The following is a 14,876-nucleotide window of genomic DNA, read 5'->3' on the forward strand; positions in this document are numbered from 1 at the left end:
TTGCTACCGATTCGATTATTTTGTATGATTTAGGGCGCATTTAAATTATCTATTGGGAAAAGGATCGGGTATGGATGAGCACAAACTGAGACAAATTTGGGAAAAAGTCGCTTCTGCGCAACAACTACAGCAAAATCGCACCTCCGTAACGTATGAAAGTATAAACACTACTCGTACAATGGGTGACCCCAACAACTTACCGATATTACATTTAGGTTACCAAGAAACACAACCAGTACAAACTATCGATGCACACGACACAACAGTTGCTCTAAGAAATGAGACACTGCCAAACAGCATTCGCATTGATGGTCATGACCGTGAGCCCGACGTTTCTCCTCATGCTCCCACAGTGAACTACGCCAATAAAGTAACGCAAGATGTCACTCAAGATGCATCAGAAACAATGAATTTCGTTGCAGAAACCTCTAAGTATGTACGTGAAGTTAGGGACAATGTGACAACAGCAAATTATCATTGCAATGAAGAGATTGGCAAAGGAGGAATGGGAATTGTTTTTCGTGGATTCCAGAATAATTTACAACGCGAAATCGCCATCAAAAAACTGCGTCCAGAAAAGATAAATCAGGAAAAGAAGTTTATCGGCGAAGCCCTGGTGACGGCGTTTCTCGAACATCCCAATATCGTCCCTGTTCACGATCTTGGTAGGGGTACAGAAAATGAAATATTGCTGGCGATGAAAATGGTCGGTGGTACCTCATGGAAGGAACTACTCCATCCCACCCAAAAAGATAGTGTGCAAAAAGCGCAAAATTTTGATCGCGATACACATTTACGTATACTACTTGTGGTGTGCAATGCGATTGCCTTTGCCCACAGCAAAGGAATCGTGCACAACGACATCAAACCAGAAAATGTTATGATTGGAGAATTTGGCGAAGTACAAGTCATGGATTGGGGACTTGCGGTGAACATCAAAGAGCACAAAGAATCGCGCACGATACATCGCTCAGAAGTCGCCGCTCCGATGGGAACGCCATGCTATATAGCTCCAGAACTTGTTGGTGGAGAGGGAGACAAAATAGGTGAGTGGACAGATGTATATCTACTCGGTGCGGTGTTATATGAAATTATTGCCGGAAAGCCTCCCCATCGTGGTGACACCATGTGGGAAGTTTTGGTTTCATCTTACAAAGGCAACATGCCAGAATTTGACAATGCATTTCCCCGTGAACTACGAAATATATGCCTTAAGGCGATGGCCAGAGAACCGCAGGATCGTTATCCGTCTGTAAAAGAATTCCAAAAGGCCGTAAATAAATACCTACGTAACCGCGAAAGCCTAAAGTTTCTGTTCCTTTCTTCCATATATATCGTACTGCTCCTTATTCTGGGAAGCCTTGTTGTGTATATGTTTGATGTACAAAAAGATCTCAACAACAAGCAAAAAATTCGCTATCTTTCTCATCTTACGGCTCAGGAGTTGCGCCAAAGCTCCGACGATTTGACACGAACGGCGCGTAGTTATGTTGCCACTGGGGATAAAAAATACAAAAAAATGTACCGTGAAATTCTTGACATTCGCAATGGCAAAAAACCGCGTGCAGACGGTAGAACCATTCCACTACGAAACATTATGAAAGAATTGGGATTTACAACAGAAGAGTTTGCCAAACTAAAAGAATCAGAAGATTACTCAAATGATCTCGTCGCCACCGAAGTAAAAGCAATGCAAGCTGTGGAAGACGGACAGCAACAACGCGCTATACGTTTAATGTTTGATGAAAAATATCAGCAAAATAAACAGACGATTACCCGTCCGATAGACGAATTTTTTGTCATGATTGATAATCGAACAATGTTGGCAGTTGAGGCGTATATTTGGCGAAGTTTTATTTGTTTATCGCTCGTCACTCTTATTATATCTATACTCGTCGTCGTATCGGTGATGTCATATGTTAACATCTATCGTAAAGTAAAATTTCACACAACACTGGCTTCTGAGTAAACAAAACTTAGCCGCAGTACATGTTGACATTCTTCGATGGCATGATCCCAACACATACGCGGCAGTACCTTGAAAAAATTGCATCGTTTGTAAACAAAGCAACGCTTTTGGAACAAATGGTAGGGGTTTTTTATATATACTTAGCCATAAATTTAATTCCCCTTCCGTCTTTTGTGATAGGCAACCTTATCGCCGTTCGCTTACCTAAGAATTGGGCAATTCGTTTTGCCTTTTTATCGACATTCATGTTTTTAGGAACCTTGGTGTGGTTGATCCAAACGATCATCTATTTACTATAAATGTCAGCGATCGTCTACATAACCAAATTAGTTCACCTTTAGGGAAATATTCCGCGCCGTTGATAAATAACCGCGACTTTGTTAATCGCATTGATGAAAGAAGCGATACGCAAGTCGACATTGTGTCTTTTGTGTGTCTCCCATATTTCGCCATATGCATTCACCATCGTATCCTCTAATCCAGAATCCACAAGTGTTACCTCATCGGCATCTTTCGAGAGAAGTTTGCGTTCCTCTTCACTAAACTTGCGACCTGTGGCCATCTCAATAGCTTGCAACATACTATTTTGCGAACTTTGTTCAAATCTTTTCCCTATACGTCCAAAACGCACATGGGAAATATTTTTTAGCCATTCAAAATACGAAACCGTGACCCCTCCAGCATTGAGGTATATGTCTGGAACGATCAAAACGCCTTTTTTGACCAGAATTTCGTGTGCTTCTGATGTCAATGGTCCATTCGCGGCTTCGGCAATTATTTTCGCTTGTATACGCGGTGCATTTTCTTCGCTAATTTGATGCTCTAATGCTGCGGGAACCAAAATATCACATGGTAGTTCCAAACCTTGTTTCGAGTCTTCTATATTTCTAGATCCAGGAAATCCAAGAATAGAATTATTTGCACGGCGATGATCCACCACTTGTTGTAAGTTCAAACCTTGGTCATTGTAAATGCCGCCTTCGTATTCCATCACCCCAACGATCATGGCACCTGCTTGTTCAAAAAAATTAGCCGAATGGTAACCCACATTTCCCAGGCCTTGTACAATGATTTTTTTGCCCTCTAACCCTGGCGAAAGTCCTAATTTCTCCATGTCCTCTTTCACTGCGCACGCTTCGCGAATACCAAAGAACACGCCGCGTCCTGTGGCCTCAGTACGTCCGCGAATTCCAGAAAGAGCGACAGGTTTGCCGGTAACACATGCATCGGCATCCATTTGCGGATTCAGCGCCGCAAATGCGTCCACAATCCATGCCATCTCTTGTTCACCCGTGCCATAATCAGGAGCGGGAACATCGACACCTGGTCCAATAAAGCCTTTGCGCACTAACTCATATGTATAACGACGCGTAAGCCGTTCTCGTTCCTTCTCTGAAAGTTGTCGGGCATTTATTTGAATTCCCCCTTTTGCACCACCAAAGGGAACATCAACAATCGCACACTTGTATGTCATAAGAGCGGCCAAAGCCATCACTTCGTCTTCGTTCACCATTTCGCTGTAGCGAATTCCTCCTTTGGTGGGCAACTTGTGATGAGAATGTTCTGCTCTCCATGCTTGAACGACTTCAACTTCTCCGTTATCCCTTACAAGTGGGAAAGTCACATGGTAGGAACTATTACACACCTTTATGCACTTCAATAGTCCCTGATCAATACTCGTATGGCGAGATGCCTTATCAAAACAATTGTTGACTTCTTCGAAAAAACTTATGTTTGACATTATTTGCTCCCATCATAAAATCATGCTGTTAAACTCTTCGCAAAATGAGGACTGCCCAATCGTAACCAAGGTCTAATACAAAACTTACTTTTTCTTCTTGTATATGGATGTTTTTAGTTTTTCTGGTTTGTCAACCGTTGGTGGGAAACCATTAAACTGACGCCATAATTCAAACCCAAGAGAAACTTCATCCAAGAGTACCCATCCGACAACGCGTACCCCTTGACGTAAATATTGGCCATCAGGCCATGGAACATCACTCTTATCAGGCACCACAACAATACGAAACTTACCTTTGCCGCTATCAGTGGAATCGATCACCGCCACTTCTCCACCAAAGGTTCCAATAGCTGCGGATGGCCATCCAACAAATTGAAGAGCAGGCCATCCTTCGAATTTCAATCTGACTTTGCGCCCTTCACTTATCAGCGGAATATCATTCCCATCAATATATATTTCTACCGCTTTTTCTTCTGTGTAGGGTAGAAATATAGCCACAGCATCCGCTTTTTTCAGTTGTTCGCTACCTGGTGCTTTGAGTATCTTAAATACATAACCCTTACGTGGTGCTTTAATCACTTGTGTAGATTGTCGCGAAATCGACGTTTCTAACTTCGCAATACTAGCTTGTATTTTTGCAATATCAGATTCACTTGAGGCAATGTAGCTCTGTGTAGAACTCATTTTGGCTTCGGCATCGAAATTAATTTTTTTTCTTTTCGAGTAACTACCTCTCACGTAATTGATTGCTGCGTTTAAGTCTTGCTTAGCTTTTCTTACATCAGCGCGAGCTTTTTCATATTTAAAGGTGGCAACTTCTATTTGTCTTTGTGAAGCAATCCCCTTTTCTTTCAATGCTAAAAGGCGTTTATAGTTGAGTGATGTTGTCGTAAAATCGGATTTTTTAGCGTCGAGTTCACGTTCTGTCCCCTTGCGTTTTGCGATAGCGGCTTTGATCTCGGCATCTTGGATTGTTAGAGCGCTATCTCGGGAACTCTCTAATGCGATATATTGCGTACGGTAAGATTGCAATTTATTTTTTGCCGCAAGAAGTTGGTTTTCTAAAGCAGTTTTTTGTTGCTCTAGTCGTACCATCAATTGTGGGTCGTTGTCACTAATTTCGACAAGAAGCTGGCCTTTTTCAACAAGTTCCCCCTCTTGAACATACCACTTTGTAACAACTCCCACTATGGGAGCCGCAATCGTTTGCCTTCTCTCTAAAGGCGCATACGCAATTACCCCTCCTTGACCAACGACGTTTTGTACCCAAGGGGTGAGTATCAAAGCCACAACCACTCCAAAAAATCCTAAAAAAAGTGTTTTGGTTAATATAGAAACTACTCTAGGAGTTTTAATGTAGCGTAGAGCGGGTAAATCTTCCCCATGAGGATACGTGTTGTATCTCACAAGTTGGCTGTCCGACAATGAACTATAATCTGTTAAATTGTCGTGTTCGCTATCTGAATGTGAGCTATACTCTGTTAAATTATCCATTTTTTCCCTCTATCAATTGTATTTTTTCATCTACAATTTCGTATACCAAGTCACAATCTTGTAAAGAGTCCAGGTTGTAAGCGCTAATCAGTACGGTAAATAAACCTTCTTCGCAGCAGCTCTTTAGATAGTCCGCAATCTTTTTGCGTAAATCCCCATCGATACTATCTAGTAGCTGGTCTATAATAATCAATCTTGCTCCAGAAAGTACTGCACGTGCGATCACGATACAATACGTCAAACCTTGGGACAACGGATTACCTAAACTGGTAACTTTTGTCTCTAGTCCGTCGGGCATTTTTTGTATAAAATCTAAAATTCCCAACTCATAAAGTACATCGTTTATTTTGGAAATCTCCAGGGGACGATCTAGACAAATATTCTCACGTATTGTTCCCGCAAACAATTCTTGTCCACGTGACAGGGAAAGATGCGCTCTTAAGTTAGGTAAAAAGAAATAGCGGTTGTCAACATTGTTAAAAAGTACCCGTCCCGAACTTTGCGTGCGTAAACCGTAAAGAACTTCGAGTAGTGTGCTCTTTCCAGAGCCAGTTTTTCCGACGAGTCCTACCATTTTCCCTTGGGGAATTACCATCTCGGCATTGCGCAAAACAGTATTTGTCTTGTATGAGAATGTCAAGTTTTTCACCTTTACCTCGATAGGTTTATCGATGTTGATAAAGTCACCATTATTTCTTTCCATAGACAAATCAATCAGATAACCCAATTTATCGGTAGCAGCCACCAAGTCGTAATACACCGCCAAGTGTTTACTGAATTTTGTCAAATTCAAAGTAATCAGTGCAATAATAATTTCGGCAGCAACAAGTTGTCCTAGACTTAATTCGCCTTGAATCACCAAGTAGCCTCCAAAACCCAAGACAGCGGCATTGGCGAACGCTTGAACACCGAAAAAACCAATAATTTGCCACAATAAAATGCGGAAGTGATTTTTACGCGCTTTTAAGTAGTTGCGCGTGTAAGCGTCCGATTGTTTCGACAGATAATTCAACCCTCCCTGAGATTTGAAAACAATGCGGTTGCGTACAATGTCTTGGAGCCAGCCAACAACATCGTATTTGGCGTATGACTCCTTAACACTTGTGCGTATGGCACCGTATCCAAGTGCAAAAAGTACGTAGCATATGGAGGCCAAAAGTACAACGTTAAAAATGAGTAGTATAGGATGGTATAACATGAGAAATATCATACCGATAATCGTTTGCAAAACGATAGACAGACCATCGATTACCAAAGAAGACGCACTTTTTTGTACCGTCACAATGTCAAAAAAACGATTGACGAGTTCTGGCGGATTGTGGCGATCAAACGAAGAAAACTTTACACGTGGTAATCGGTACGAAAGGTCGCAAGCCAATTTTGCAAAAAGACGCTGCTGGATAAGCTCCACAACATAGGAGTTTAAAGTCCCAATGATTGCGGCAAAGGCCAAGATAAAAAACAGTGCTATTGTTAAAATAAGTAGCGGTTGCAGAAGCGTTCCAAAAGCAATTGTATTCACGAGAGTTTGTACAACAATCGGTGTTACTAAATAGAAAAATCCAGCAACCAATGAATATATGAAAACAGCGTACAAATCATTTTTTTCAATTTTTAAAAATTGAAACAATCGTCTTTGCGGAGACAAGGCCTTCTTATGATACCTTGATTCCAGTGGGGACAGAGGTAAACCTGAACTCGCGGCAAGCCAAGTTTTTCCTAGAGAAACTTTTTCTTCACCGATGATTTTCCTAATTTTAGACAAGGAGATCCACTTTGTTACACCACTTGTCAAAAAATGAACCTTGGCTTTTCGACCATACACTTCCGAAATTCCTAGCCATCCGTTAAATTTCCCTGGTCGATCGTTAAAAAACAACCACGGCTCATTCTTGTTTTTTGTGGTAAATATTTGCTCTATGCGTATCGGCATCTTGTATATTTGTACACCTAGAGTAGCGCATACCTTAGTTAACTCTGTGTACAAACTTTTTTGAGAATCAACAATTAGGTCACCTTGTTCAATGGCTTTACGAAATTCTTCGTAGTCAATGTCTAAGTGAAGATTGCTGTATAAAAATTCTAAAACGCTAACGAACTCATCGTAGCACTCTTGCTGTGTATATTTTTTCATTGGCTAAACTCTTCATTGTCTATGCGAATAAAAAATTGTTCCATAACTTTTCGAATGTTTCCTTCTGCGAAATCAAGGGCCGCAATGGCTTTCTCGTGATCGGCAATTGCCTTTACTTCATTGATACGCGCTTTGGTTAACTTTTGCTCTGTGTCTTGAAGTTGGAAAAGAGGAATCAAACCTTCTTCGTATTTTATTTGTTGGTTGCGCAACTGCTGCTCGGCAAGTTCGCGATTCTGTCTCACCGCTTTCACTCGTAGTGCTTCTGCACGTAGTGTAACAATAGATTGCTGTACGTCATACATAATTTGGTTTTGAATCTTATTTAGTTTCTCACGTGTTTGTCGTTCTTTTAATTGCGACTGTTCATATTTAGACTTTGCTAGTCTGTTTCCCAACGGAATTTCAAAAGCAACTTCAAATTTCCAAGTAAAAAAGTCCCCCTGAGATACCGAGTCGTAACTTTGTGACCATTCTTCATTCAGTCCTTGTACACCAACACTGGCAGAAACATCCAACTTTGGTAACAATTGATTGCGATAAAAATTGACAAGTGTTTCGGCATTTTCCAATGAAAGACGACCACTAAATAAATCTCGTCTGTATTTGAGAGCATTGGTAATTTTCATTGAAAAATCAACGTTCAAATCGGTAAAGTTAAGTGCATCCATTGGCAAAAGAACAACCTCACTGTAAAAATTGCGATCAAGCGGTGTAATAAACTTCTTTATCTTGTTACCCACGAGAAGAAATTTTTTCTCTGCTCCTATTAACTCTTGCTGACGATCCGCCACAATTCTTCTTGCCTCAACTAACGAAGCTGGCGCCATCATTCCTTCTTCGATGCTTTGTTCCGTCATCTCAAGAAAGTTACGTGCAAACTGCAGCGAAAGTTCCTGAAACTTCACAGATTCCCGCGCAGTGATAAGATCCAAATATAAAAATCGCATTTCAGTGATAACTTCTAATATCTTCTGTTGAAGTTCGTATTCTCGTATTCTATTATTGCGTTCTGCAATTACTAAGTCTGTAGTGTTCACTGCAACGCCAAAGTTACGCAGTAGTGGTTGTGTTACCTTAAACGAAAGTTCTTGTGACCAAAACGTATTTGTGCCTTCAAAGCCAATAATATCATTCGAATCGTAGTAACGATCGTAACCATTGCTGTATTGTAAACTCGTCGTTGTACCAGAAAAGTATTTTTTGTATAATTTAGCATTTACGTCCACGTCAAAACCGTCGCTAGAGCTAGTTTTGTCGAACTTTTCTTTTTCAAAATTGTCGTATCCAAAATTGAAAGAAAACACAGGGTCAAATTTACTGTCCTGAATCGTAATATCTCTTTTGGCTATACGTGGATTGTATCTTTCTACTTTTAGGTCAAGGTTATTAGCAATCGCTCTTTGTATGCTCTCTTGTAGAGATAATTCTACAGGTTTATGATCACCCATAAACAACGTTACATCCAACATAACTACTATCATGCAATAAATCACGGTCGGCTCCTAACACTTCCCTGGTTTATGTTTTATTAACTTTATAATTTTAACACTTTAACAATCGTTAATATAATAATTATTATACATCGCAAATCAAGAAAAAAACAACTTTTTTTTAGGGAAATTTTAGAACGCTATATTTTTACATGGACTAAAACAACGAATAGTGATTTTTGCCCTTGGCCTTAAAGTGATGCATAGAAACTTTTTCACCGTGGAAGGCATCGTAAAAAAAGTCACGTATTGCCAATTTACGTCTTGGGGAAGGGCCACGAAAATATTCGTGGTAAATGCCGGTGTTTTTTGTAAAATCGACATATATTGCCGGCGAATTTTTTGCGAAACCTCTTTGTCCTAAACGTAGCTTGCCGCGATTCTTGAATATCTGCGATAAACGCAGTACGCGATCGCAATTACTATAAGTTACATAAATACGTTTGCCAAAATTTATCTTTTTTAACCACTGCGTGTGATTTGCAAAATGAGTGTCTGCGGCGTTTAAGATAATGTTATCGAATAGGTCCCCACGAAGAGAACCGTCATATTTTTCAATAAAGCTCTGCACAACAATATTTCCCATGCTGTGCGCAAACAATGTACACTTGCGATTATGTTTTATCAAATATGCGTTTATTTCACGAAGACAAACTGCCAGGTCTTCTCCCGATTGCTTTGCGCTTTCCAAAGGATAGCCAATTACCCAGCTAAAAGAAGGCCAACAAAACATGCATACTTGCACATCATAGTTTTTTTCAATATAAGGAATTACCGATATCTGGCTGCGTATTGGCTCAGGCCCTTTGCCGTTTACATAAAGAACAAGTTTCTTCTGAGGATGAACATGCTGCTGCATAAAAGAATGGAAATCTTGGCGGCTTGAGAAACAATATTGTTCGCCGTTTGACATAACCACAGAAGAACTGGTATTTATACATGCGCAGAAAAAAAAGTTACCGAACAAACAGATCACCAACATCTTGTATCTCATCGTACACTCCTTGAATACAAACTTTGCCTTACAAAGGATTTATCATGAATGATATCGAAACAATTGTCAAGACACTACAAAAAAGTAAGCGTATTTTATTCGTTACCGGAGCAGGAATGTCGGCGGATTCAGGAATTCCTACCTATCGCGGTGTCGGTGGACTTTACAACAATGACAAATTGTTGGAAGGAAAGACAATCGAAGAAATTATGTCCGGAGAAATGATTCGTAGCAATCCACGGCTCGTTTGGGAATGTTTACAAAAAAACAGTGCTTTTTTTGGCGAAGCCTTGCCGAATCGCGGACATGAAATTATCGCCGAAATGGAAAAATATTTCACGGTTTGCGTGTGCACACAAAATGTCGATGGTTTTCATAGTATAGCTGGTTCGACAAATGTCATTGAACTTCACGGCACTATGCGTGTTTTGCGCTGTATGAACTGTGATTACAGAAGCAACGTTATCGATATCGCCAACCTATCTATCCCACCTAAATGTGAAAAGTGCAAAAAAATCATGCGCCCTGATGTTGTTTTTTTTAACGAAATGCTCTGCTATAAGAAAATGTCCGCTTTTGGCGAAGAAATGGCATGTGGCTTTGACATGGTATTTGTAATCGGAACATCCAGTCGCTTTGTGTACATTGTTTCCCCAATCTATAAATTGTATGAACAACAAGCGTTTATTACCGAAATAAACCCTGAAGTTACTGACGTTTCCGATTTGGCAAATGTACATCTAAAATCAGGGGCAAGTAAATCTTTGCAGGATATCTGGGAGGCGTACTTGCACAAAATCGTATAATTACTGGCTCGTAGACAGTGCATCTACCTGTATTTGAGGGAACGGGCGGACACTAGGTCCGCCCCTACATTTTCATCCAAATTCCCATCGTCTATTTTATTTGTCAACTTTTTCATCATCACAGTTCCATAAACTTTCAATAAAAATACGAATATTGTACGGTTTTATTTGCAAAAATAACCATGGTGTTCTACAATAGAACATTTGCTATTCTAAACTATAGTGGAATAAATAATGATACAAAAAATAATCTCTGGTGGACAAACAGGTGCAGATCGTGGTGGTTTAGATGCGGCCATCAAATTAAATATAGATCACGGCGGTTGGTGTCCCAAAGGAAGGCGCGCTGAAGATGGCAGTATTTCTTCACGTTATCACTTAAAAGAAACAGCGGGTCGCGATTATCGCATACGCACAGAAAAAAATGTCGTAGATGCTGACTTAACACTGGTATTTACGCCAGGAAAAGCCACTGGTGGTTCATTACAAACAATCCAATACGCACGAAAACATAACAAAAATTGTTATCACTTCGACATACTATGCCCCAAAAGCGAAAATATGCATTTGTTGCACAGTTTACTTGTGAACTTTGATGGAATACTCAACATCGCAGGTTCGCGTGAGAGCAAATTCGCCGGAATACGTGTCTATGTGGAAAATATCTTGTGCAAGGTCATTGCTGATATTCAAGCAAGGAAAATGAGTAGGTAAGAAAGCCACAGTCGACACTTGTAACGCATTAACATGTCGTTTTTTTTGTGTGTGTTAGATGTATTAGGCTCCCCCTGTGGGGGAGCAATCGAGGCAACGCCTCGATGTGGGGGCACCGCATACCAACGAATACCCAATACCTAAAAGACAAAACTAGTCTAAAGTAGGAATAGTCAAAACATCTGCGGTTTCTACTTCTTCGCCGCGTTCGCTTGCTAAGGTTACTCTAGCGGTGTTATTCATTTGTCCATAACGTTTTACTAAAAAAGTAAGTTTATAAGTAACAGACTTACCTTTATCCAAACTCGCAACGGCAGAAAATTGAATATTTTTTCCTGAATTAGCAGATCCTACTTTGGCGCCGTCAACGATAACTTCTGCACTGACAAACACACACTCATCAGAAAATTCGTAGTTCAATTTTAAATTTTTCACATCTTCATTTGCCACGATTTGCACTTGGGTCGTAATATTTTTTTCAATTTCCGCGATGCTTGGTACGCAAAAGTGTTCTACAGCAACCTCTCCCGTAACTTTTACAGCATGGGCTTCTTTGATAATCTCTTCTTTGGCACTTAATGCGGAAACAACTATTTTCCCTCTTTGCGCGTTCAATGCACGAACGGAAAATTCGATCTCTTTTGTTGCACCAGAGCTCATATCCCCAAGACTCCAGTGTAATTCGTTTACCGCAGCAATAAATTTGCCACTGTTGATATCTTCCGCTTTTAGAAAATCAGGTAGTTGAACCGCAATGCGTGCGTCAACGGCATCGCGATCTCCAGGATTCTCGATTTTAATCTTGTACTTTCCTGTTTTGCCAATTTGGATGTTATCCGGACCAGTTACAGTTTGCTTTAACTTAGGAGAGTGAATAACCAAATACACTTTACCTTTGGCTTTTTGATCAGGGTATGTTGCAGTAATGACATCCATTCCACCGTAAGCAGGTGCATGGTATTGAAAACCGGAAAAATATCCTTGTTGCGCTTTAAGAGTTACTTCGGCAGCGGTCAATGGTCGTTGTTTCTCGCCGTCAGTAGCAAAAACTTCAACGAAAGTGGTGCCTGCAAGAGATAATTCTTTTACTTCTGGCTTGACAATAAGTTCTTTAACAAACTCCGGCTCTTTTCTTACATAAGAAAAACGATGTTCGTATTTATTACCATCTTGATCAGTCGCTTCAAGAACGAAGGAGTTTGTTCCTTCTTTGATATCCATATTTGTTGTAAATCCGTATATTTTAAGACTGTTTTCTTCTGCAACTTGCGCGAAGTTAACCTTTTGCGAATTTATTGTCATGGTGTTTATATCACTAGCATCGGTAATTACTCCAGATATAGTAATGTTTTCGGTGCTATGATTGAAAACAGAACCGTTTGCAGGCTCGATATTATTTAATGATGGTGGACGGGTATCCACTTCTTGTATTACGATTTGTACTGGTTGTTCTTCAGTATTTGCTTGTTGCTGCTGAGTTTCGCAAGCGAAACACAACAACACTATCGAAAAACATAGTGCTGTAATACAGCGATTTTTACTTATTTTCATCATGTCGTGACGAGGATTCTTATTACGCAAAGGTATTAGCTTAAACCCCGTATCTCCCTTCTGAGAGTAAAATAACCGTCAACTAGGGTATATCCCTATTTTGTCAATATATTGTTTACATTTGTGGTCATTAGAAACTCAATCCCACTCCTGCCCCAAATTTCAATAATGTTTTTAGGAAAAGAGGGTGATAATTGTTTCACAACACAGGTGTGGGATTAGGTATGTATAAAATACACACGAATCCAATCAACACAAGTTGTATTATTTCTTTTAATATAACAAAATTTATGTTAACGGCCAAAATAAAACTGGTTTAATTTGCGCAGATTTCAGGGGGGGATAATTCAACTAAGTCATTGTAAATTTTGAAGGTGTGGTGGAGTAATGAAATGTGGGGTGAAACAAGCATTGTGAACAATGCTTGTTTTTCTCTAGCTGGCTTTTAAAGTTTCTCTCGCCATGTCGATTAGGCGTTCAAAACCTTGAGGATCATTGATTGCCATTTCAGATAAAGCTTTTCTATTAAGTTCGATGTTGGCTTTTTTCAAACCATTAATAAATTCACTATATCGAAGCCCTTTATCCCTTACTGCGGCATTAATGCGAATAATCCACAATTTTCGAAACTCTCTCTTTTTTGCTTTGCGGTCTCTGTAAGCATAATTTTGAGAGCGAGTGTAACTCTCTTTAGCTGTACGTAAAAGTTTGCTGCGTCCTCCGCGATACCCTTTTACGTTTTTCATTAATCTCTTTTTGCGCTTGTGTCTTGCAACGCTACACGTTACTCTTGGCATTTTAATTTTCCTTTATTTTGCGATACTATCCAGGAATTTCTTCGCAAGTCCATCACTTACTAATCGTTTTTTTCTCAATTGCCGTCTTGTTTTAGGCGATTTTGCTGCCTGCAAGTGACGTCTTCCAGGTCTGTTGCGCTTCAACTTTCCCTTTGCCGTTATCTTGACTCTTTTAGCAACTGATTTATTTGTTTTTTGCTTTGGCATAGTTTATCACAGTACCAGAATACTGCGCCTCCATATATACATATCATAAGTTATTTTGTTCAGTTTATTTAGGAGCAACTAACATTGTCATGCGTCGGCCTTCTAACTTGGGCATTTTTTCCACTTTGGCTATTTCGGATAACTCTTCAACCCAGCCTTTTAATAATGATTCAGCCATGCTCACATGCGCCATCTCTCTTCCGCGAAAATTCATGCTAATGAGAACTTTATCACCTTGACCAATAAATTGTTTTACTTTTTTCAATTTTACTAACTTGTCATGTTCTCCGATTTTGGGTCGTAAACGAATTTCTTTTTGTTGAGGGTTCTTTTTCTTCTTATCTTTTTTCTTTTGGTGATATTTTAATTTTCCATAGTCCAAAATGCGGCATACAGGTGGATTAGCATCAGGGGATACTTCTACAAGATCTGTCCCTGTTTCTTCTGCTATTTTCAAACCATCCTCAACAGTCATAACTCCCAAATTTTGTCCATTACCATCGATAACTAAAATTTGGGGAGCGCGAATCTTGTCGTTAATTCTATACTTTTGTTGGCTAATAAATCCATCTCCTAAACTCAAAATAATAACTTATATCTAGCCATAGTGGGAGTAGGTATACCCCTTACAAAGGGCACCATAAAATAAACATAAAAAGTTAATATATACACAAATTTTCACAAAAAGTCAATATGCGACCACAAAAAAATCCGCTTATTTCAATTTTTTGCTAGCCTCTTTTATTTCGTTTACTTCATCACTTGAAAAAACATGGGTATCTGATTTTCGACTAGCTTCTTTAATTTTCGCAACTTCCTCATTGGAAAAAACATGTGTGCTATGTCGATCATCATCTTTGTTTGTATCTTCAGGCATATTTTATTCCTTTAACTAGAAATTGGATGGGAAAATCAGAAGGACGATATTTCACTTCAACACGCTTGTCCACATAGTATACATCTTACATCCATGGAT

Annotated in this window: 14 protein-coding genes; 4 read left to right on the plus strand and 10 right to left on the minus strand. The window is 39.7% G+C overall.

Annotated features, from left to right (window positions below; translation table 11 throughout):
* The first annotated feature begins 70 nt into the window (after positions 1-70).
* Positions 71-1,969 carry a serine/threonine protein kinase gene (locus UABAM_RS09065; RefSeq protein ID WP_151967682.1) on the plus strand — a complete coding sequence of 633 codons (1,899 nt, stop codon included), beginning with the start codon at positions 71-73 and terminating at the stop codon, positions 1,967-1,969.
* 20 nt (positions 1,970-1,989) lie between these two features.
* Positions 1,990-2,268 carry a hypothetical protein gene (locus tag UABAM_RS09070; RefSeq protein WP_151967683.1) on the plus strand — a complete coding sequence of 93 codons (279 nt, stop codon included), beginning with the start codon at positions 1,990-1,992 and terminating at the stop codon, positions 2,266-2,268.
* 38 nt (positions 2,269-2,306) lie between these two features.
* On the opposite strand, the gene UABAM_RS09075 is transcribed toward UABAM_RS09070, so the two are convergent.
* The 5 genes from UABAM_RS09075 to UABAM_RS09095 all read right to left on the minus strand — a co-directional run bounded on the left by UABAM_RS09075 (position 2,307) and on the right by UABAM_RS09095 (position 9,825).
* On the minus strand, positions 2,307-3,710 hold the full coding sequence (locus UABAM_RS09075) for a Glu/Leu/Phe/Val family dehydrogenase (protein WP_151967684.1): 1,404 nt from the start codon (positions 3,708-3,710) through the stop codon (positions 2,307-2,309).
* Positions 3,711-3,794: 84 nt separating this feature from the next.
* The gene (locus tag UABAM_RS34325) at positions 3,795-5,204 is read right to left on the minus strand and encodes an HlyD family secretion protein (RefSeq protein WP_151967685.1); all 1,410 of its coding nucleotides are present in this window, start codon (positions 5,202-5,204) and stop codon (positions 3,795-3,797) included.
* Positions 5,197-7,338 carry a peptidase domain-containing ABC transporter gene (locus UABAM_RS09085; RefSeq protein WP_151967686.1) on the minus strand — a complete coding sequence of 714 codons (2,142 nt, stop codon included), beginning with the start codon at positions 7,336-7,338 and terminating at the stop codon, positions 5,197-5,199. Before UABAM_RS09085 ends, UABAM_RS34325 begins: the two co-directional genes overlap by 8 nt.
* Positions 7,335-8,834 carry a TolC family protein gene (locus UABAM_RS09090; RefSeq protein ID WP_151967687.1) on the minus strand — a complete coding sequence of 500 codons (1,500 nt, stop codon included), beginning with the start codon at positions 8,832-8,834 and terminating at the stop codon, positions 7,335-7,337. The genes UABAM_RS09085 and UABAM_RS09090 overlap by 4 nt, the downstream gene beginning before the upstream one ends.
* 154 nt (positions 8,835-8,988) lie before the next feature.
* Positions 8,989-9,825, minus strand: a complete 837-nt coding sequence (locus UABAM_RS09095) for an alpha/beta hydrolase (protein ID WP_151967688.1) — start codon at positions 9,823-9,825, stop codon at positions 8,989-8,991.
* Positions 9,826-9,869: 44 nt separating this feature from the next.
* Here UABAM_RS09095 and UABAM_RS09100 point away from each other — a divergent pair, with 44 nt between their 5' ends.
* Together UABAM_RS09100 and UABAM_RS09105 are read left to right on the plus strand one after the other, a co-directional pair.
* Entirely contained in the window at positions 9,870-10,631 is a 762-nt protein-coding gene (locus UABAM_RS09100) for an SIR2 family NAD-dependent protein deacylase (protein WP_151967689.1), read from the plus strand.
* 234 nt (positions 10,632-10,865) lie between these two features.
* Positions 10,866-11,345 (plus strand): putative molybdenum carrier protein, encoded by a 480-nt coding sequence (locus UABAM_RS09105; protein ID WP_151967690.1) that lies wholly within the window; start codon positions 10,866-10,868, stop codon positions 11,343-11,345.
* 153 nt (positions 11,346-11,498) lie between these two features.
* On the opposite strand, the gene UABAM_RS09110 is transcribed toward UABAM_RS09105, so the two are convergent.
* The 5 genes from UABAM_RS09110 to UABAM_RS33365 form a co-directional block, all read right to left on the minus strand.
* A complete protein-coding gene (locus UABAM_RS09110; RefSeq protein WP_151967691.1) occupies positions 11,499-12,899 on the minus strand; it encodes a DUF11 domain-containing protein in 1,401 nt (466 codons plus the stop codon).
* 431 nt (positions 12,900-13,330) lie between these two features.
* A complete protein-coding gene (gene rplT / locus UABAM_RS09115; protein WP_151967692.1) occupies positions 13,331-13,693 on the minus strand; it encodes a 50S ribosomal protein L20 in 363 nt (120 codons plus the stop codon).
* Positions 13,694-13,705: 12 nt separating this feature from the next.
* Positions 13,706-13,900 (minus strand): 50S ribosomal protein L35, encoded by a 195-nt coding sequence (rpmI, locus tag UABAM_RS09120; protein WP_151967693.1) that lies wholly within the window; start codon positions 13,898-13,900, stop codon positions 13,706-13,708.
* 64 nt (positions 13,901-13,964) lie between these two features.
* Positions 13,965-14,483: a translation initiation factor IF-3 gene (infC, locus tag UABAM_RS09125; protein WP_229759374.1), complete on the minus strand. Its 519-nt coding sequence runs from the start codon at positions 14,481-14,483 to the stop codon at positions 13,965-13,967.
* A 132-nt stretch (positions 14,484-14,615) separates the two neighbouring features.
* A complete protein-coding gene (locus UABAM_RS33365) occupies positions 14,616-14,777 on the minus strand; it encodes a hypothetical protein (protein WP_173013221.1) in 162 nt (53 codons plus the stop codon).
* Between the last annotated feature and the right edge of the window lie 99 nt (positions 14,778-14,876).

It is taken from the genome of Candidatus Uabimicrobium amorphum, from assembly GCF_009002475.1.
Classification (GTDB): Bacteria; Planctomycetota; Uabimicrobiia; order Uabimicrobiales; family Uabimicrobiaceae; genus Uabimicrobium; species Uabimicrobium amorphum.

What these genes read in the sequence shown, in the direction of transcription:
- UABAM_RS33365 (WP_173013221.1), bottom strand. Translation starts at nt 14,777, where the DNA reads ATGCCTGAAGATACAAACAAAGATGATGATCGACATAGCACACATGTT.
- UABAM_RS09070 (WP_151967683.1), top strand. Translation starts at nt 1,990, where the DNA reads ATGTTGACATTCTTCGATGGCATGATCCCAACACATACGCGGCAGTAC.
- UABAM_RS09110 (WP_151967691.1), bottom strand. Translation starts at nt 12,899, where the DNA reads ATGATGAAAATAAGTAAAAATCGCTGTATTACAGCACTATGTTTTTCG.
- rpmI (WP_151967693.1), bottom strand. Translation starts at nt 13,900, where the DNA reads ATGCCAAAGCAAAAAACAAATAAATCAGTTGCTAAAAGAGTCAAGATA.
- rplT (WP_151967692.1), bottom strand. Translation starts at nt 13,693, where the DNA reads ATGCCAAGAGTAACGTGTAGCGTTGCAAGACACAAGCGCAAAAAGAGA.
- UABAM_RS09085 (WP_151967686.1), bottom strand. Translation starts at nt 7,338, where the DNA reads ATGAAAAAATATACACAGCAAGAGTGCTACGATGAGTTCGTTAGCGTT.
- UABAM_RS09075 (WP_151967684.1), bottom strand. Translation starts at nt 3,710, where the DNA reads ATGTCAAACATAAGTTTTTTCGAAGAAGTCAACAATTGTTTTGATAAG.
- UABAM_RS09065 (WP_151967682.1), top strand. Translation starts at nt 71, where the DNA reads ATGGATGAGCACAAACTGAGACAAATTTGGGAAAAAGTCGCTTCTGCG.
- UABAM_RS34325 (WP_151967685.1), bottom strand. Translation starts at nt 5,204, where the DNA reads ATGGATAATTTAACAGAGTATAGCTCACATTCAGATAGCGAACACGAC.
- UABAM_RS09100 (WP_151967689.1), top strand. Translation starts at nt 9,870, where the DNA reads ATGAATGATATCGAAACAATTGTCAAGACACTACAAAAAAGTAAGCGT.
- UABAM_RS09105 (WP_151967690.1), top strand. Translation starts at nt 10,866, where the DNA reads ATGATACAAAAAATAATCTCTGGTGGACAAACAGGTGCAGATCGTGGT.
- UABAM_RS09095 (WP_151967688.1), bottom strand. Translation starts at nt 9,825, where the DNA reads ATGAGATACAAGATGTTGGTGATCTGTTTGTTCGGTAACTTTTTTTTC.